Below are 15,631 nucleotides of genomic sequence, written 5' to 3' on the forward strand. Positions count from 1 at the left end.
ACCCGGAACGGCATACGACACCCGTCAGCTGCGGCGGGGATCCCACCGGAAGAACCGTACGGCCAGCGCGCCGGCTCCGGCCGACCAGGCAGCCAGCACCGCGAGATTGCCCCACGCCACGACCGGTCCGGCCGGATCCCAGGCAGCCGTGAGCGCGTTCTGCAGGTTCCTCAGGGGGAAGACCGAGCCGACGGCACCCATCCATTCCGGCCCGGCGCCGACCAAAAAGATGTCGGAGAAGAAGGCCAGCACGAACAGGACCATCAGGCCCACCGCCCCGACGGCCAGGGAATTGGGCACCAGGGCCGCCAGCAGGAACCCGCAGGCCGCGATCGACGGGGTTCCCACGATGATCACCACGAGTTCCAGTGCGAGGCCGGCCGCGGGGATGCGGAGCCCGAAGAAGACAGCGCCGACGGACAGCACCAGCACGGCTACCAGGAGAGTCAGGCCCAGCACGGCTACCAGGAGAGTCAGGCCCAGCCCGGCCACGGTGCCGCCGGCCAGATAGTGGCGCGCCGGAAGCGGGGTGCCGCGCAGTCGTTTGAGCACGCCTCGGTCGCGGGCCCGCGCGAGGGCCTCAGGCATATTCATGAACACGGCCGTGCCGGTGCCCCAGGTGATCATGCTCGCCGCGTAGAAGATCGCGAACGGGATGCCGCCCATCGGCTGGACACTGCCCCCGAAGACCGTCAGGAACAGCCCGTAGAGCCCGACCGGCACGAGCACCAACAGCACCGAACCCGGGTCACGCCAGGTCGCGCGGTTCGCGGCGCGCGCCTGGTCGAACACCAGCCGCGCCGCCGAGGGACGCCCGACCGAGGTCGCCGCGGTAGTCGAGGTCGCTGAGGTCGCCGCGGTCGCCGCGTCCCCGGGGCGGCGGGCGGCACGCACCCGCGTGGCGCCCGGCCGATCCGCTCGCGGTTCCCAGCGAAAGGCCCGTGAAGCCACGACCGCACCGGCCAGTCCCCAGGCGAGCAGGATCCCGAGCGCCGGGAGGTCCCAGCCGGCACCGGTCGCATACGGGTCGAACTGGTCCGTGAGGGCGTCCGCGTAGGGTTTCAGCGGAAACACGGATGCGATCCGGGTCAGCCCGGCCGGGAGCTCGCCGCCCACAAAGAACAGGCCGGAGATGAACGCGAGCACGATGGCGCTGCCGATCGACAGGGCCTGGCCCAGTGCCGCGGTCGAGGACACCGCGGCAATGGCCAGGCCGAGTGCGGCGAAGGCGGCTATGCCCACCAACAGGGTCACCGTCAGGGCCGGCAGGACCTCGGCTCGGAGCTGCACGTCGTAACCCAGCACGGCGACGCCGAGCGTGAGCAGCAGGGATGCCGTCGAGTAGAGCACGGCCGCGGCGATCTGACCGGCCAGATAGGTCCAGGCCGGGAGCGGGGTGCCGCGCAGGCGTTTCAGGATGCCGGCGTCCCTGGCCTCCTACAGTGTCGTTCCGAGGGTGGGATAGGTGCCGAAGAAGGTTCCCATCGCGACGGCGACGGGGGTGGCGAACTGCATCACGCGCACGCCGGACCCCGGGCCGAGGTATTCGTTGCCTGCGACGATGCCGATCACGACGAGCCAGACCAGGGACATGGCAAACGTGAAGATCAGCACGGTCGGCGACCGCCACAATGCCACGACGGCATAGCCGAGCTGTCCCAGGACCAGGCGGACCGTGCCCGGGCGGCCGATGTCGATCCGGGTCGCGGCGGAGGTCATGGCCGGGGCTCCCCGGATGCCGCCTCCGCCGCGTCCGCCGCATCGGCACCCCCGATCAGCGACAGGTACGCGTCCTCGAGCGAGGGGCGGCGCACGCTCAGCGCCGGCAGTTCGCTGCCCAGCCCCAGCGCCCAGCCGGTCAGGGCGTGCACCACCGCGGCGGGGTGGTCCGTGGCCACCTCCCAGTCGGCCCCGTGGGGCAACGGCCGGGACTCGAGGGCCGGCAGGTCCCGCGGCTCGGCGCCCTCCGGCAACCGGAAGGAGACGACGGCGGCGTGCTGCTCGGCGGCGAGAGCGGCCGGCGTGCCGAGTGCCACGAGCCGCCCGCGCACGATCACGGCCACCCGGTCCGCCAGGTGCTCGGCCTCGTCAAGGTAGTGCGTGGTGAGCAGAACCGTCTTACCCATTTCCCGCAGTCCCTCGACCAGGTCCCAGGCCCGCAGACGTGCGGACGGGTCGAACCCGGTCGTGGGTTCGTCGAGGAAGAGGACCTCGGGGTCACCCACCAGGCCCAGCGCGAGGTCCAGGCGCCGGCGCTGCCCGCCGGACAGGGTCTTGACGCGCGCATTCCTCTTCTCGGCCAGCCCGACCTGCCCGATCACGGCGTCGGCATCGCGCCGACGCGGGTACAGTCCCCGGTAGAGGCGCACCAGCTCGCCGACCGTGAAGTCCTCGTCGAAGCCTGCCTCCTGAAGCACGATCCCGATGCGTTCCCGAAACGCCCGCCCGCCGGTTTCGGGATCGAACCCGAGCACATCCACCGTTCCGCCGTCGCGGGTGCGGTGCCCCTCGAGGATCTCCACGGCCGTGGTCTTCCCGGCGCCGTTCGGGCCGAGGAGGGCGAAAATCTCTCCCTGCTCGATGGAGAAAGACAGGTCGTCGACAACCGTCAGTCCGCCGTATTGTTTCCGAAGCCCGTTGACGTTGACCACACTCACGGCAATCACTCCCCTGCCTTCGGCATTTTCCCCGAGGATAAACCGGGCCCCGCGCCGTTGCTAGGCGCCTCTGCGCCCGATCGACCGTTCAGCCGGGCTTGCGAGCGCGACTGGGCTGCACCCGGGGCGGCTCGCCGGGCATCTTCGGGAAGTCCGGGGGAAACGGCATTTCGCCGAGCCCGTCGGCGAGGTCACGGTCCCACCAGCCGAGGAGGGTGTCGATCGTGCCGGGGCGCGCCTGCAGATCCGCCCACGGGTCCCCGGTGCGCCGGAGCCGCTCGGGCACCGTGACGATGGTGAAGTCGCCGGGGGCGACGTGTGCGAGCTCGGACCAGGCGAGCGGGCAGGAGACCGGCGCCTGCGGGAGCGGCCGCGGGCTGTAGGCCCCCGCCATCGTGCGGTCACGGTTGGCCTGGTTGAAGTCGACGAACACCCGTTTCCCCCGTTCCTCCTTCCACCAGGACGTCGTGACGGTGCGCGGCAGGCGGCGCTCGAGCTCGCGGGCCGCCGCGATCACGGCGTGGCGCACGTGCAGGAACTCGTGGGTGGGCTCGATCGGAGCGAAGATGTGCAGCCCGCGGCTGCCGGAGGTCTTCACGAAAGCGGTCAGGCCGGCCTCCGCCAGCACCATGCGGAGTTCCCGGGCGACCGGAACGGCGTCGAAGAAGTCGGTTCCCGGCTGCGGGTCGAGGTCGATCCGCAGCTGGTCGGGGTTGTCGGGGTTGCCCGCGCGGGAGGCCCAGGGGTGGAAGACGAGGGTGTTCATCTGGACCGCCCAGACGGCCGCCGCCGGCTCGTCGATCACGAGTTGCGGATGCGAGCGGCCGCTGGGATACACCACGGTCACCGACCGCACGAAATCCGGCGCCCCCTGCGGCGGGTTCTTGGAGAAGTACTGCTCCCCGTCGATGCCGCCGGGAAAGCGCTGAAGCGAGATCGGACGGTCCCCGTTGGCCAGGGTGAAGGCCTCACCCACGTCGACGAGATAGCGGGCGAGGTCGAGTTTGGTCAGGCCGAGGTCCGGCCAGAGGATTCTGTCCGGACTCGTGATGCGCACGTCACGGGTGCCGTGGGGTCCCGGCACGGGAAGGAGAACGGCGGGGCCGGCCATGACCACACTGTAGTCACGGCTGGCCGGCTCCGCCACGGCCGGCCGGCCACCGGGTCAGCCGCCGCAGGGTCAGGGAGTGATCGCCCTGACCAGGGCTGCGAACCGCGGGTTCGCGGGCAGGTCTTCGATCAGCACGAGGTCCAGATCCGGCCCGGCCAGCGGAATCCGCCAGTTCGGGTACTCGTCCGTCGTCCCCGGCTGGTTCTGCGTGCGCCTCTCCCCGACCGCATCCACCAGGGCCACGCCCAGGAGCAACGACGGCGTCAGCGCGGTGTACGCGTACAGCGCCTCCACCGTCTGCTGCACCGGAAGGGCCGGGCCGTCCTCGGTCGTCGGCAGCAGTCCCCGCTCGCGCACAGCGGCGAACATGGTTGCCTGCTCGGCGCGGTCGGCTTCCCGTTCCTCGGCCACCGGGCGACCCAGCAGGCCGAGCGATTCGCGCAGGGTGACGTGGTCGCCGGCCAGGTAGCCGGCCGTCGGCGGCAGGTCGTGGGTGTTCACACTGGTCAGGCACTGCTGGCGGTAGTGCTCCGGGGGCACGGGCACGCCGTTGTCCCGCTCGAACCACAGGATCGAGGTGCCGAAGATGCCGCGTTCGGCCAGGTAGTCCCGCACCCAGGGCTGGAAGACGCCCAGGTCCTCCCCGATCACGATCGCGTCGGCGCGCTGGGCTTCGAGGGCCAGGATGCCGATCAGCGCCTCGTGGTCGTAGTGCACGTAGGTGCCTTCGCCCGGGCCTCCGCCGGCCGGGATCCACCAGAGCCGGAACAGCCCGAGGATGTGGTCGATCCGCAGGCCGCCCGCGTGACGCAGGATGCTGCGGAGCATGTCCCGATAGGCGGCGTAGCCCGATTCGGCGAGCCGGCCCGGGTGCCACGGCGGCTGGGACCAGTTCTGGCCCTGCTGGTTGAACATGTCCGGCGGCGCGCCAACGGTCATGCCCTGGGCGAGCACGTCACGCAGGGTCCACGCATCGGACCCCGTGGTCTGCACGCCGACGGCCAGGTCGTGCATGATGCCGATGGACATCCCGGCATCCGTCGCGGCCCGCTGTGCGGTCTCCAACTGCTGGTCGCAGAGCCACTGCAACCAGCTGTGGAACTCGACCCGTCCGGCCAGCCCGTCCCGGTGCGCGGCGGCGAACGGGCCCTGCGGGCCGCGCGGCTCGATGCTCCACTCCGCGGCGTCGACGGGGAAGCGTTCGGACAGGGCGCACCAGAGGGCGAAGTCCGAGAGTCCCTGCCCCTGCTCGGCGCGGAACGTGTCGAACTGCTGCGCGCGGGCCGGGCTGCGGGGCACCTCGTGGATGGCTTCCAGGGCGGTCAGTTTGGCGGCGTAGGCGGAATCCCGGTCGAGCCGGTCCACGTTCAGGTTGGCCGGATGCTGCCGGGCGGCCAGGGCTTCCACGACCGAACGCGCCTCGGCGGGGAGGTAGGCGTATTCGGCCACGTCCTCCACCCGGATGTAGAGCGGGTGGAAGAATCGCCGGCTGGACGGCAGGTACGGGGAGGGCTCGACCGGCGGCGCGGGCTCGGAGGCGTGGAGGGGATTGACCAGAACGAAGCCGGCACCGTACTGGGAGCCGGAGATCGCGGCCAGGTCGCCCAGGTCGGCGAAGTCACCGATCCCCCAGGAGCGGGAGGAGCGCACCGAGTAGAGCTGTGCCATCAGGCCCCAGTCGCGGCGCCCGGCGGCGAGCCAGGGGGTCCGGAGCCGGGCCGGGGTGACGACGAGCACGGCCTCCCCGGTGCGGCCGTCGTCGTCGGCGTGCAGGGTGTGCCAGCCCAGGGGAAGTCCGGTCGGAATGGTGAAGGCGAGCCGGCTGACGGGCCGGCCGTCGACGTCGCGCGTCTCCCCCGCGTCGCCGTGCTGCGGCACCTCGAAGCGGGCGCCGTCCTCGGCGATGATCCAGACCGATGTGGCGGAGCCCTGGCGCGCGTGGACGGGCAGCTCGAATTCGCTGCCCTCGCGGATGACGACGCTCGGCGGCAGCAGCCGGCGCCACGGCGCCAGGCGCTGCTCGGCCAGGGACGACTCGATCTCGACGCCCGTTCCGGCTGCGACGCCCAGCGCGGTCAGCACGCCCCGGAGGGTGCGGCTCTCGATCGGACGTTCCACGCCGTCCCAGCCGCAAAATGAGGTGTCGACCCCGAGTAGCCGTGCCAACTCCACCAGCGCCGCCGGAGTGCCGTCGATCTGTTCGTGTTTCATGGTCCAACTCTACGGGCCGGCATCGCCCCGGATTACTGCCCCGAACGGCCCTGAGCCAGCGGGAACAGCGGGCGGCAGGTCGTGCACACTTCACCGTCTGCACCGGTGGTGGCGTCGTGCTCGCTCTGCAGCCTTTCGCGCAGGGCCCACACCAGCAGCACCACGGCCGCGACCGCCACCACGGGGCGCACGAATCCCTCGAGCAGCGGCACCGCCGTGAGCAGATCGGTCGAGAGCGACAGTGCGATCAGGCCGAGCACGGGCCAGCGCAGATCGCACATGGTGGCCTCCGCGCCGATTGGCGCGTCGACGTAGCCGGCGACGACCAGGCCGACCAGCCCCGAGCCGACCACGGTGAGCAGATACCCCCACCACGCACCGGGGAAGACAATCGCGCCATCGATCACCGAGAGGGTACCCGACACGATGGTCAGCCCGACGAGCGCGGCGGCGGCCACGCCGGCGGCAATCAGCCGGCGTGGCACCGACCAGGATCGGAGTTCTCCGAACAGGACCGTGATGCTTGTGATGCCGGTGATTCCGGTGACGCTCATACTGTGGCTGACTCCTTGTCGGGTGCTGCGGCGGTGAGCCGGCAGGAATTTTCGCGGGTGAGGCGCGCCCGGAGCGCCCAGCCGAGCAGCGCGATGGACGCGGCGGCGAGGTAGGGCTGGACCGGTTCGAAGAACTGCAGGGCGCCGGTGGTGCCGAGCGCGAGGAGAACGATCTTGTTGCACACCGGGCAGCCGACCGCGAAGAAGGTGATCAGCCATCCGGCCAGGCCGAGGCGCCCCTCCGCCTTTCCGGGCTCCGCACCGTCCGGATAGGCGACGTAGGTGGCGGTGACGAGGCCGGCCAGGATCGCGCTGAGCAGGAGCACTGGCCAGGACCACATTGTCGGGGGGACCTCGCGGGCGAAAAAGGGCGTGTCGATCAGGTCGGTCGGGATCGCGATCACGAGGACCGTCACGATCGCGCTCAACAGGGCCACGCCCCAACGCCGAGCGGGCCAGCGTCGCAGGGCGTTCCATCCGATTCGCATTTTTATACCCTACGGGGTATTTTCCCGAGTGCCAAGCCCCGTCGCATCCGTCGTCGTCGCCGCCGCAAGCCGGGCCGGAGGAATGATCAAACCCGGGATCGGCGACCTCTCGGCCACCCGATTCGTCACGCTGCCGAGGGGTGACTGCCGGCGCCGATGCGAGCCCAGGACGATCAGGTCGTAGTGCCCGGACGCCGCGCTGAGAGCGATCTGCTCGGCCGCCCCGCCGCTCGCCCGGGCGCTGTGCGGACGCAGGCCCATCGCCGAGAGGGTGCGCACGGCAGCGGCCTGGGCATCTCCGGTGATCCGGTCCAGCCGGGCGGCGGATGCGCCGAACGCCGTGTCGTAGTCAAGGGTCGTCAGCAGCGTGACGGAGCTAAGCCGCGCCCCAAACATGGTCGCGGCGGCCACGACGGCATGGGTGGCGGCGTCGGAGCCGTCGATGCCGGCCAGCATCCGAATCCGATCGGTGAGGAGCTGATCGGTGCGAGGCTGATCGGTGATTTCCACCGTCTTGAGAACCGGGATCTGCCGCTCCAGGTAGGCCCCCAGTCCGGCCAGGGCGATCGCGAACGGGCCTGCGGCGACGCCGAGTACGAGCCAGATTACGACGTCGTGGCCCCGCCGGATCATCACCAGCGCCACGGAGAGACCGACCAGGATCCAGCCGACCAGCACAATCATGATGACCTGCCACATGCCGTCAGCATGGGCGGCCTGCGCCCAACCCGCAAGTGCCGGGTCGCACGTGCCCGGCTGCAGGCGGAGATCAGTCCTCGGTGGCGAACCGTTCGACGAAGGCCTTCATCAGGGTGGCCGGCTCGGTGACGACGGATGCGTCGATCGCCGCGATGACCTCGTCCATCCCGTTGGGGTCAAAGTAGCCGAACTCGCGGTAGATGCGGATGCGGGTCAGGATGCCCGCATTGGTCAGTTCCGGATGGAACTGGGTGGCGTAGACGTTGCGTCCCACCCGGAAGGCCTGCACCGGGCAGTCCCGCCCGGTCGCGAGCAGCACGGCGCCGGCCGGCAGGACCGCGCACGCCTCCTTGTGGCCGACGAACGCCTCGAAGGTCGGGATCAGCCGGGCGAACAGTTGGTCGGTCGAACCCTCCTCGGTGAGGGATATCATGGTCGGCCCGGCCTCCTCCGCCCCCTCGCCGTTGAGCGTGCCCTCGAGGTGGCTCGTGAGCAGGCCGATGCCGTAGCAGGCGCCGAGGAACGGGAAGTCCTCGGCCAGGACCCGGTCGAGTAGCTCCCCGAGTTCGCCTTCGATCCGGCGCTGAAGCGCGCTCTTCGTCTCCGGCGGATCGCTCGCGTTGAACGGGCTGCCCCCGACGATGATGCCGGAGTAGTCCGACAGGACGATCGGCGGCATCGGGCCGGCTTCCAGGCGCACGCGCCGGAGCTGGTCAGGCGCCAGTCCCCCGGCCTCGAGAAAACCGGCGTACTCGTCGTCGGCAGCCTCATCTTCGGGACGCGTGGCCAGCAGCAGAAAGGGCTTCACAGCATCATCGTAGCGGTCACCGGCCCGGGCTCAGTGGCAGCCGGATCGTGATCGTGGCGCCCCGCCCCGGAGCGGACGTCGCCCCGATGGTGCCGCCGTGGCTGGTGACGATCTCGCGCACGAGGGCCAGCCCGATCCCGGAGCCCGCCACCTCTTCGGCGGCCCGCCCCCGCCAGAGCCGGTCGAAGATGAACGGCAGCTCATCCGCGGGGATTCCCGGGCCGCTGTCGGCGACCGTGAGCACCGCATGCCCACCGGATCCACTGGATCCACCGGCGCCTTCGACGGTGACCGCGAGGGTGACCTCGTCCCCCGGGCGGCAGTACCGGGCCGCGTTGGCCAGCAGGTTGCCGACCGCCTGGTGCACCCGGTCGGCGTCGGCTCGGACGGATACCGGCCCCGCCAGGTCGAGGATCACGCCCAGTCCCACCGCCCGCAACTGCGGCTCGCGCAGCGAAGCCTCCTCCCGCACCAACCGGGCGAGGTCGACCGGGGCCAGGTGCAGGGACAGGCCCGCCGTCTCGACCGCGGACAGCTCGGCGAGGTCGGCCACCACCCGGCCCAGCCGGAGGGACTGGTCATGCAGACCGGCCAGGCCCTCCGGGGTCGGCTGCACCAGACCGTCACGGAGTTCCTCCAGTCCGGCCTGCAGCGCTGCCAGCGGAGTGCGCAGCTCGTGGGCCACATCGGCCGTCAGATTGCGCCGGTCCCGGTCGGAGCGCACGACCGCGTCGGCCATCCCGTTGAACGCGACGGACAGCTCGCCCAGCTCCCCCGGCGCCGTCCCGGTCACGCGCGCCTGGCGGTCGCCGGCGGTGAACGACCGTGCGGCATCCGTCATTCCGCGGATCGGTCGCACGAGCCGGCGGGTGACCAGCCAGCTCGTACCGATGGCCATGACCAGTGCGACGCCGGCCGCCACGGCGATCCACGCCCAGGCCACGTCGAGCACCCGGGTGCCCGCGGAACCCCCGAAGGCCACCCGGATCGTGCCGACCCGGGTGCCGTCGACCACGATCGGCGCCGTGACGACGACCTGGCCCATGCCCGAACCTGACCCGGACCCGTTGCCCTGGCCGGGCCCGCCGGGGTTCCCGCCGGAGCCGTGTGTGGCGCTCTGCAGCGTCGCTCCGTCCTGATCGAGCACGGCCAGGCGGCCGGAGGCGGCCTCGCCGACGGCCAGTGCACGGCTCAGATCGGCCGTTTCCCAGCCGCCGGCCTGCTGATACGCGTCGGCGGCGGCGGCAGCGGCCGACTGCGCGACCTGTTGATGCTCGGCCGCCTGGGCGACCTGTTCGCCGCGGTCGACCCCGATCAGGGCGGCCGCGGTGAGAACGAGCACCGACGAGACGGCGACCAGGACGAAGGCGAGCAGAAGCCGGCGGCCGAGCGATCCCAGGCCTACACGCGGCCCGGATCCCACGGCGCTCACTGCGGATCCTGGGCGAACCCGAGGCGGTAGCCGACGCCGAGCACGGTCTCCACGACATCTGCCCCGTCGACCCCGAGTTTGCGCCGGAGGTTCTTGATATGCGAGTCGATCGTGCGCTCGTAGCCGGCGTACTCGTAGCCGCGAACCCTGTTCACCAGTTCATAGCGCGAGTAGACCCGGCCCGGGGCGGCAACCACGGCCGCGAGGAGACCCCACTCGGTGGGGGTCAGGTCGAGCAGGGTGTCATCCAACCAGGCCCGGTGTGAGCCCTCATCGATCCGCAGCCTCCGGTTGCCGTAGGTGACCGGGCCGGCCTCCGCGGTCACTCCGCTGTAGCGGTGAAGGACGGCCTGCACCCGCAACACCACCTCATGGGGGCTGAAGGGCTTCGTCACGTAATCGTCCGCGCCCAGCTCGAGCCCGCGGATGCGATCCTCGGTGGTGCTGCGTGCGGTCAGCACGATGACGGGCAGATTGCCCAGGGCATGCACCTCCCGGAGCACGTCGGTCCCGTCGATGTCCGGAAGACCGAGGTCCAGCACAACCAGGTCGGCCGTGGAGAGCAACCGCAGCGCCTCCGCCCCGGACGCGGTCGTGAGCACGGAGAATCCGGCCCGCTCCAGGTAGCGGCGCAGCACGTCTCGTATGTCGCGTTCGTCCTCAACGACCAGCACCGTGGGCATACCTCACCATAACTCCCGGCCGCCCCCGAGCGCCGGATGCCGGCCGGGATCTCCACACCGTCTCCACACGCCTGCCAGAGTCTCTGCACGCCCCTGCGGGAGATTGATCACAGCAACAACAAACTCAGTCAAAGGAGCACACCATGCGCAAGAGAATCATTGCCACCTATATCGCCACCGGCGCTGTGGCCACCGCCCTCATCGCCGCCGGGACCGTCCCCGCGATCGCCCAGAACAGTGATGCGCGAAACGGTGACGGGCAGGGGCCGGGAGCCGGATCGGGAACCAGCACCAGCCAGCCGCACGCCCACTCGGAGATGATGAAGAACGGCCAGGAGAACCACGTCGGAATGGGCGACGGCAACGGCGCCGGCACCGGCATGGGCGCCGGAAATGGCGCCGAGAAGGGCACCGGGAATCGCGGCGCCGGAATGGGCGCCGGCATCGCCGACGTGGCCAGCGGCACCATGACCGACGATGAGAAGACCGCGATCGCGGCCATGGCCGAGGAGGAGAAGCTGGCGCACGACCTGTACGTCGCCTTCGCCGATCTGTACGACACCCCTGAATTCAGCAGGGTCGCGAAGGCGGAGGTCAAGCACCTGGACGCCGTCCGTACGCTCCTCGAGCGCTACGCCGTGACCGACCCGACCGACGGGATCGAGGCCGGCACGTTCACCACCGACAGCACCCAGAAGCTCTACGACACCCTGCTCGCCGATGGTTCGGCCAGCCAGGATGCCGCGCTCGAGGCCGCACGCACGGTCGAGAAGACCGACATCGCCGATCTCACGGCCGCGCAGGACGGCGTCACCGCCCCGGACGTGCTCGCTGTCTACGAGCACCTGCTCGCGGGTTCCGAGCGCCACCTCGTCGCCTTCGGCGGCTAGGTATCGCACGCGAAAAGCCGCACAGGGTGCCCACTTCGGTGGGCACCCTGTGCGGCTTGGTCGTGGTGCGGTGTCGCTGCTACGGCGTGGTCACGACCGCGAGGCCGGTCGACGAGGCCGCGGCGGAGATGCCGCCGCCGTCCGTGACCGAGGTGTAGCCCAGCTCGGCCAGGCGGGCCGCGGCTGCGGAGGAGCGGTTACCGGACTGGCAGTAGACGAGGTAGTCACCGTCGGTCGGGAGGGGGGCCATCCGGCTGTCGAAGTCAGGAGACTGGACGTCGATGTTGACCGCGCCCTCGAGGTGTCCGGCGGAGAACTCCCCCGGGGTGCGCACGTCGATCACGACGGCGTCGGCGGCCAGGGCCACGGGCGGAGCCGCAGGAGCGGCGGCGGAACAAGCGGTCAGGCCGAACAGGGCGACGGACGCCAGGGCCAGGGCTGCGAAAAAGGTTTTCATGACTCCACCTTATACCCCCGGGGGTATAAGATTCGCCCGGGTTGTCAACCCGCGCCGCACGCAGAAGAGACTGGCCGCCAGTGGTGGCGGTCAGTCTCTCGCGCGCTTTGCTGGCGCGGGGCAGGACTAGTTACAGGTGCAACGCTGCTCGGCGGGAACGCCGGCCATGACACTGTCGACGTGCTCACCGCAGCCGGTCCAGGTGATTTTATTGCAACGGTTGCAACGGATGGGACTGCACATGGTCACTCCTTCATTGATCTAGCGGAAACCCCAGTATACCCCCAGGGGTATCGCCTTCCGCAACTGCCGCGTTCAGGGTCTCCTTGATCGCGCCGTCGACGGCCAGCACGTCGGCCAGACGATCCGCCGACGACGCCAGCTGCCGGTACGCGTCCTCCTCGGCACTTCGCCGGCCGTTCACGTCCTCGTTGGAGAGGTTGAACCTGAAACTGTCCCCGCTCAGCAGGAACTGCCTCATCGCGGGTGCGCTCGCCGCATCCAGTTGGGTCAAACCGGCCAGCTCCTGAGCGGTGACCACGGTCTCGTCCCCCAGCGTGGCAGCGAAACCCGCCTTGGTACTGGCTTCGGCGTAGCGTCCCAGGGCTTGACTGCGCTGCACACTGGAGTTGACGAACGGCACGGAGGCCACGCCCAGGACGAGGCCGATCACCAGCACGCCCAGCCCCACCCAGAAGGCCGGTCCCCGGGTGGGCGGAAGCGGCACGGTGACGTACTCGGCCGGCCCCGGGGCATCCGGGCTGCCGCTGTTCCAGGCACCGTTCGGCCAGGCACCGTCACTCATGGCACCGCACCGTGGAGCGCATCGACGGCCGCAGCCAGTTGCTCCTGCCGGTCGTGCAGGTCGGCGACCGATCCCCGGTACCGGTCGATCAGCGGCGGCAGCTCGCTCTGCACGATGTCGACCGCGCCGGAGGAGTTGTACTGGTCGATGCCGCGATTGAAGCCTTCCACCAGCTCGTTGCGCGCGGACATGTGTTCCTCGGCCGCACGCACAGCCGCCGCCATCGCGGCGGCGACGCCGTCGGTCCGGGCGCTCAGTTCGGCCGCCACCACGCCCGACCCGCTCAGGTCGCCGCGCAACTCCTGGAGCTCGGTCGAGAACACGGCCCTCGTGACGCTGTCGATGTGGTTGGCGGTGGCGAAGCCCGCGCCAGCGACGGCCAGGGCCAGGGCAGCCAGAACCCATACGGTCACGGTCGCCGCACGACCGCTGGAAGGCCGTGTGACCGTGCTGCCCTTCGTTCCGGCCATGACCACTCCACCTCCTCAGCGCGCCTCCCGTGACTGTAGGCCCGCCGATATCCGGGTGCTAGTGCTGCGCCGGCGAGATATTGACGAGCCAGCTCACCCCGAATTTGTCCGTGCACATGCCGAAGCTGTCACCCCAGGGAGCCGGATAGCGCGGCATGGTGACCGCGCGGAATCTTACGCTGGCTTCATGGAAGCCTCAAGGAAGACACAGACAACCGGGATGTCGACGCGACCGATTCTGACCCTCACCGTGAACCCGGCCCTCGACGTGAGCACCTCGACCGAGCGGGTGGTCAGCGAACACAAGCTGCGCTGCGGCGCTTCGCGCCTGGACCCGGGCGGCGGAGGGATGAACGTCGCCCGGGTGGTGCAACGGCTGGGCGGTCAGGCCCTGGCTGTGTACACCGCGGGCGGACCCACCGGGGAAGCGTATCGCCGCCTGATCGAGGCCGAGCACATTCCGACCCTGGTCGTGCCGATCTCCGGCAGCACCCGGGAAGACTTCACCGTCGATGAGACCACCACGGGCAAGCAGTTCCGTTTCGTGCTGGAGGGCCCCGAACTCGGCGAAGCCGAGTGGCGCGCCTGTCTGGCACTCGTCGAGGCGGCGATTCCGGTGAACGGTTTCGTGGTCGCCAGCGGCAGCCTGCCTCCCGGCGTGCCGGACGATTTCTACGCCCGGGTTGCCCGCCTGGCGCACCAGCGGGATGCCCGGTGCATCGTGGATGCGTCCGGGGACGCTCTCGCCGAAGCCCTCGCCGAAGGGGTGTACCTGGTCAAGCCGAGCCGGCGGGAGCTGGACGAGTATGCCGGTGCCACGCTCGAGAGCGAGGAGAGCCAGGTCGACGTGGCCTCCACCTTGGTCGGCCGAGGGGCCGCGGAACTCGTGGCCCTGACACTCGGCGGGGCAGGGGCCGTGCTGGCATCGGCCGCGGGCGTCATGCGGTTGCCGGTGCCCCGCGTGCAGGTGCAGAGCACGGTCGGCGCGGGCGACAGCTTCCTGGGCGCCTTCGTGCTGCGCATCGCGCAGGGCCACCCGGTCGAGGCAGCCTTCCGGGCCGGCGTCGCGGCCGGCAGCGCGACGGCGATGACGCCGGCCACGGAGCTATGCCGCCGAGCGGACGTGGAACGGCTGGAAGCCGAACTCGAAGGGCTCATGGCGTAGGACAGCACTGCGCAGGACAACACGGATGACGCAGGAAGTACAGTTGCGAGCATGAAGCTCACCGCCATCGACCCGCCCGGTCGCAGCTTTTCCCGTTGGCTCACAGACGAGGAGGTCGGTCAGGTCCTCGCCCACGACCGTGGCTGGCGGCTCGCTCCCGACGGAAGCGTGATGGCCGGCACGCTCCGTAAGACCCGTATCGCCCCCTCCCTCACCGCTCTGGGTGCAGCCGCGATCCGACATCGCTGGACCAGCCGGGCCGCCGCACCGGGCAGCGACGGCAGCGGTCCGACCCACATCATGTGGGGCGTGTTCAACGCCCGCACCGACGCGGATATCGCGGCCGCGGTCGGCGCGTGAGCGCCCGGCCCGCAGCCGCCGTGACGGCCCCGGCTTCCCTCCCCCGCACGACCGCCCGGCTCATCCTCGGCGCGTTCCTCCTGCTCGCCGGGATCAGCCACCTGACCTGGAACAGAACGGCGTTCCTGGCCCAGGTACCCCAGTGGGTTCCCACGGATGGGGACTTCGTCGTGGTCGCGTCCGGGATCGTCGAGATCGTTCTCGGCATCGCGCTGCTGACGCTGGCCAGGCGACGGACGCAGGTCGGTTGGATCGTGGCCGCGTTCTTCGTGGCGATCTTCCCCGGCAACATCTCCCAGTTCGTGACCGGCACGGATTCCTTCGGTCTGGATTCCGACCTCGGCCGCGGCATCCGGCTGGCGTTCCAGCCGCTGCTGGTGCTCTGGGCCCTGTGGTGCACCGGCGCCTGGCGCGCCTGGCGGGCGAGCCGACGGGGCTGAGGCCGTTGCCCCGAGGAATCTGACCCAAGGAATCCTCCGATAGGGTGGCCATATGGGGGCCAATCTGTTCAGCCGCGTCGTCGGTCTTGCCGTTGCCGTGATCGCCGGCGGCGCCGCGCTCCTGCTCTGGTTCGCGGTCGCTTCGACCGATCCGTCGGAAGGCCCGCCCCCGACCACCGATTCCCTCCGCGGGATCTGGGGCCTGTTCTACGACCTGGAGGCGCCGACCGGTCGCGTCCTGACCGCCGCCATTGCCCTGGCGCTCCTGTTCGCGGCGGGAATCGGCCTGCTGGAGCGGCTGACGGCGAGAAAGTCACATCGCTCAACGAATCGTCGGATCACTCCGCTCGCACCCAAACTCCTCATGGCGTCGACCCGGGGCAGTTCGCCGGCCCGGTGAC

At 70.5% G+C, this 15,631-nt stretch carries 19 protein-coding genes and 1 pseudogene; 5 read left to right on the top strand and 15 right to left on the bottom strand.

From position 1 onward, the window contains the following. Positions 1-24: 24 nt before the first annotated feature. The 11 genes from E3T24_RS09865 to E3T24_RS09915 all read right to left on the bottom strand — a co-directional run bounded on the left by E3T24_RS09865 (position 25) and on the right by E3T24_RS09915 (position 10,643). Positions 25-1,419: an ABC transporter permease gene (locus E3T24_RS09865; RefSeq protein ID WP_255578700.1), complete on the bottom strand. Its 1,395-nt coding sequence runs from the start codon at positions 1,417-1,419 to the stop codon at positions 25-27. An 18-nt stretch (positions 1,420-1,437) separates the two neighbouring features. After that, the gene (locus E3T24_RS09870; protein ID WP_134366279.1) at positions 1,438-1,719 is read right to left on the bottom strand and encodes a hypothetical protein; all 282 of its coding nucleotides are present in this window, start codon (positions 1,717-1,719) and stop codon (positions 1,438-1,440) included. Further along, complete coding sequence (locus tag E3T24_RS09875; protein ID WP_198417462.1) at positions 1,716-2,666, bottom strand: ABC transporter ATP-binding protein; 951 nt, start codon at positions 2,664-2,666, stop codon at positions 1,716-1,718. The genes E3T24_RS09870 and E3T24_RS09875 overlap by 4 nt, the downstream gene beginning before the upstream one ends. A gap of 79 nt (positions 2,667-2,745) precedes the next feature. After that, on the bottom strand, positions 2,746-3,768 hold the full coding sequence (gene ligD, locus E3T24_RS09880; RefSeq protein WP_134366280.1) for a non-homologous end-joining DNA ligase: 1,023 nt from the start codon (positions 3,766-3,768) through the stop codon (positions 2,746-2,748). A 69-nt stretch (positions 3,769-3,837) separates the two neighbouring features. Next, positions 3,838-5,979, bottom strand: coding sequence for a 4-alpha-glucanotransferase (malQ, locus tag E3T24_RS09885; protein ID WP_134366281.1), 2,142 nt, complete (start codon positions 5,977-5,979; stop codon positions 3,838-3,840). Between the two features lie 32 nt (positions 5,980-6,011). Further along, positions 6,012-6,533, bottom strand: a complete 522-nt coding sequence (locus E3T24_RS09890) for a hypothetical protein (RefSeq protein ID WP_134434564.1) — start codon at positions 6,531-6,533, stop codon at positions 6,012-6,014. After that, the gene (locus tag E3T24_RS09895) at positions 6,530-7,021 is read right to left on the bottom strand and encodes a hypothetical protein (protein WP_134366283.1); all 492 of its coding nucleotides are present in this window, start codon (positions 7,019-7,021) and stop codon (positions 6,530-6,532) included. Before E3T24_RS09895 ends, E3T24_RS09890 begins: the two co-directional genes overlap by 4 nt. Before the next feature lie 9 nt (positions 7,022-7,030). After that, on the bottom strand, positions 7,031-7,720 hold the full coding sequence (locus tag E3T24_RS09900; RefSeq protein WP_134434565.1) for a universal stress protein: 690 nt from the start codon (positions 7,718-7,720) through the stop codon (positions 7,031-7,033). A 70-nt stretch (positions 7,721-7,790) separates the two neighbouring features. Next, a complete protein-coding gene (locus E3T24_RS09905; protein WP_134366285.1) occupies positions 7,791-8,528 on the bottom strand; it encodes a glutamine amidotransferase in 738 nt (245 codons plus the stop codon). Between the two features lie 16 nt (positions 8,529-8,544). Continuing rightward, positions 8,545-9,960, bottom strand: a complete 1,416-nt coding sequence (locus E3T24_RS09910) for a HAMP domain-containing sensor histidine kinase (protein ID WP_134366286.1) — start codon at positions 9,958-9,960, stop codon at positions 8,545-8,547. Beyond that, positions 9,957-10,643, bottom strand: coding sequence for a response regulator transcription factor (locus tag E3T24_RS09915; RefSeq protein ID WP_134366287.1), 687 nt, complete (start codon positions 10,641-10,643; stop codon positions 9,957-9,959). The genes E3T24_RS09910 and E3T24_RS09915 overlap by 4 nt, the downstream gene beginning before the upstream one ends. A 143-nt stretch (positions 10,644-10,786) precedes the next feature. Here E3T24_RS09915 and E3T24_RS09920 point away from each other — a divergent pair, with 143 nt between their 5' ends. After that, a complete protein-coding gene (locus E3T24_RS09920; RefSeq protein WP_134434566.1) occupies positions 10,787-11,533 on the top strand; it encodes a DUF2202 domain-containing protein in 747 nt (248 codons plus the stop codon). A 79-nt stretch (positions 11,534-11,612) separates the two neighbouring features. On the opposite strand, the gene E3T24_RS09925 is transcribed toward E3T24_RS09920, so the two are convergent. The 4 genes and pseudogenes from E3T24_RS09925 to E3T24_RS18015 form a co-directional block, all read right to left on the bottom strand. Then, the gene (locus E3T24_RS09925; protein WP_134366289.1) at positions 11,613-11,990 is read right to left on the bottom strand and encodes a rhodanese-like domain-containing protein; all 378 of its coding nucleotides are present in this window, start codon (positions 11,988-11,990) and stop codon (positions 11,613-11,615) included. A gap of 253 nt (positions 11,991-12,243) precedes the next feature. Then, positions 12,244-12,795 carry a hypothetical protein gene (locus E3T24_RS09930; RefSeq protein WP_134366290.1) on the bottom strand — a complete coding sequence of 184 codons (552 nt, stop codon included), beginning with the start codon at positions 12,793-12,795 and terminating at the stop codon, positions 12,244-12,246. Further along, positions 12,792-13,265 carry a hypothetical protein gene (locus E3T24_RS09935; RefSeq protein ID WP_134434567.1) on the bottom strand — a complete coding sequence of 158 codons (474 nt, stop codon included), beginning with the start codon at positions 13,263-13,265 and terminating at the stop codon, positions 12,792-12,794. The genes E3T24_RS09930 and E3T24_RS09935 overlap by 4 nt, the downstream gene beginning before the upstream one ends. A gap of 58 nt (positions 13,266-13,323) precedes the next feature. After that, positions 13,324-13,428, bottom strand: a pseudogene (locus E3T24_RS18015) (VOC family protein); the annotation flags it as partial. A 57-nt stretch (positions 13,429-13,485) separates the two neighbouring features. On the opposite strand from E3T24_RS18015, the gene E3T24_RS09945 reads away from it, so the two are divergent. The 4 genes from E3T24_RS09945 to E3T24_RS18020 are packed head-to-tail and all read left to right on the top strand — an operon-like array spanning position 13,486 to position 15,630. Continuing rightward, positions 13,486-14,430, top strand: a complete 945-nt coding sequence (locus tag E3T24_RS09945) for a 1-phosphofructokinase family hexose kinase (protein ID WP_241978676.1) — start codon at positions 13,486-13,488, stop codon at positions 14,428-14,430. Positions 14,431-14,481: 51 nt separating this feature from the next. Then, complete coding sequence (locus E3T24_RS09950; RefSeq protein WP_134434569.1) at positions 14,482-14,790, top strand: hypothetical protein; 309 nt, start codon at positions 14,482-14,484, stop codon at positions 14,788-14,790. After that, a complete protein-coding gene (locus E3T24_RS09955) occupies positions 14,787-15,230 on the top strand; it encodes a DoxX family membrane protein (protein ID WP_174776546.1) in 444 nt (147 codons plus the stop codon). The genes E3T24_RS09950 and E3T24_RS09955 overlap by 4 nt, the downstream gene beginning before the upstream one ends. Before the next feature lie 52 nt (positions 15,231-15,282). Further along, entirely contained in the window at positions 15,283-15,630 is a 348-nt protein-coding gene (locus E3T24_RS18020; protein WP_241978677.1) for a hypothetical protein, read from the top strand. Position 15,631: the final 1 nt, after the last annotated feature.

This window comes from Cryobacterium sp. TmT2-59 (assembly GCF_004403545.1).
GTDB classification, from domain to species: domain Bacteria; phylum Actinomycetota; class Actinomycetes; order Actinomycetales; family Microbacteriaceae; genus Cryobacterium; species Cryobacterium shii.

What these genes read in the sequence shown, in the direction of transcription:
- E3T24_RS09870 (WP_134366279.1), bottom strand. Translation starts at nt 1,719, where the DNA reads ATGACCTCCGCCGCGACCCGGATCGACATCGGCCGCCCGGGCACGGTC.
- ligD (WP_134366280.1), bottom strand. Translation starts at nt 3,768, where the DNA reads ATGGCCGGCCCCGCCGTTCTCCTTCCCGTGCCGGGACCCCACGGCACC.
- malQ (WP_134366281.1), bottom strand. Translation starts at nt 5,979, where the DNA reads ATGAAACACGAACAGATCGACGGCACTCCGGCGGCGCTGGTGGAGTTG.
- E3T24_RS09890 (WP_134434564.1), bottom strand. Translation starts at nt 6,533, where the DNA reads ATGAGCGTCACCGGAATCACCGGCATCACAAGCATCACGGTCCTGTTC.
- E3T24_RS09895 (WP_134366283.1), bottom strand. Translation starts at nt 7,021, where the DNA reads ATGCGAATCGGATGGAACGCCCTGCGACGCTGGCCCGCTCGGCGTTGG.
- E3T24_RS09900 (WP_134434565.1), bottom strand. Translation starts at nt 7,720, where the DNA reads ATGTGGCAGGTCATCATGATTGTGCTGGTCGGCTGGATCCTGGTCGGT.
- E3T24_RS09915 (WP_134366287.1), bottom strand. Translation starts at nt 10,643, where the DNA reads ATGCCCACGGTGCTGGTCGTTGAGGACGAACGCGACATACGAGACGTG.
- E3T24_RS09920 (WP_134434566.1), top strand. Translation starts at nt 10,787, where the DNA reads ATGCGCAAGAGAATCATTGCCACCTATATCGCCACCGGCGCTGTGGCC.
- E3T24_RS09925 (WP_134366289.1), bottom strand. Translation starts at nt 11,990, where the DNA reads ATGAAAACCTTTTTCGCAGCCCTGGCCCTGGCGTCCGTCGCCCTGTTC.
- E3T24_RS09930 (WP_134366290.1), bottom strand. Translation starts at nt 12,795, where the DNA reads ATGAGTGACGGTGCCTGGCCGAACGGTGCCTGGAACAGCGGCAGCCCG.
- E3T24_RS09935 (WP_134434567.1), bottom strand. Translation starts at nt 13,265, where the DNA reads ATGGCCGGAACGAAGGGCAGCACGGTCACACGGCCTTCCAGCGGTCGT.
- E3T24_RS09945 (WP_241978676.1), top strand. Translation starts at nt 13,486, where the DNA reads ATGTCGACGCGACCGATTCTGACCCTCACCGTGAACCCGGCCCTCGAC.
- E3T24_RS09950 (WP_134434569.1), top strand. Translation starts at nt 14,482, where the DNA reads ATGAAGCTCACCGCCATCGACCCGCCCGGTCGCAGCTTTTCCCGTTGG.
- E3T24_RS18020 (WP_241978677.1), top strand. Translation starts at nt 15,283, where the DNA reads ATGGGGGCCAATCTGTTCAGCCGCGTCGTCGGTCTTGCCGTTGCCGTG.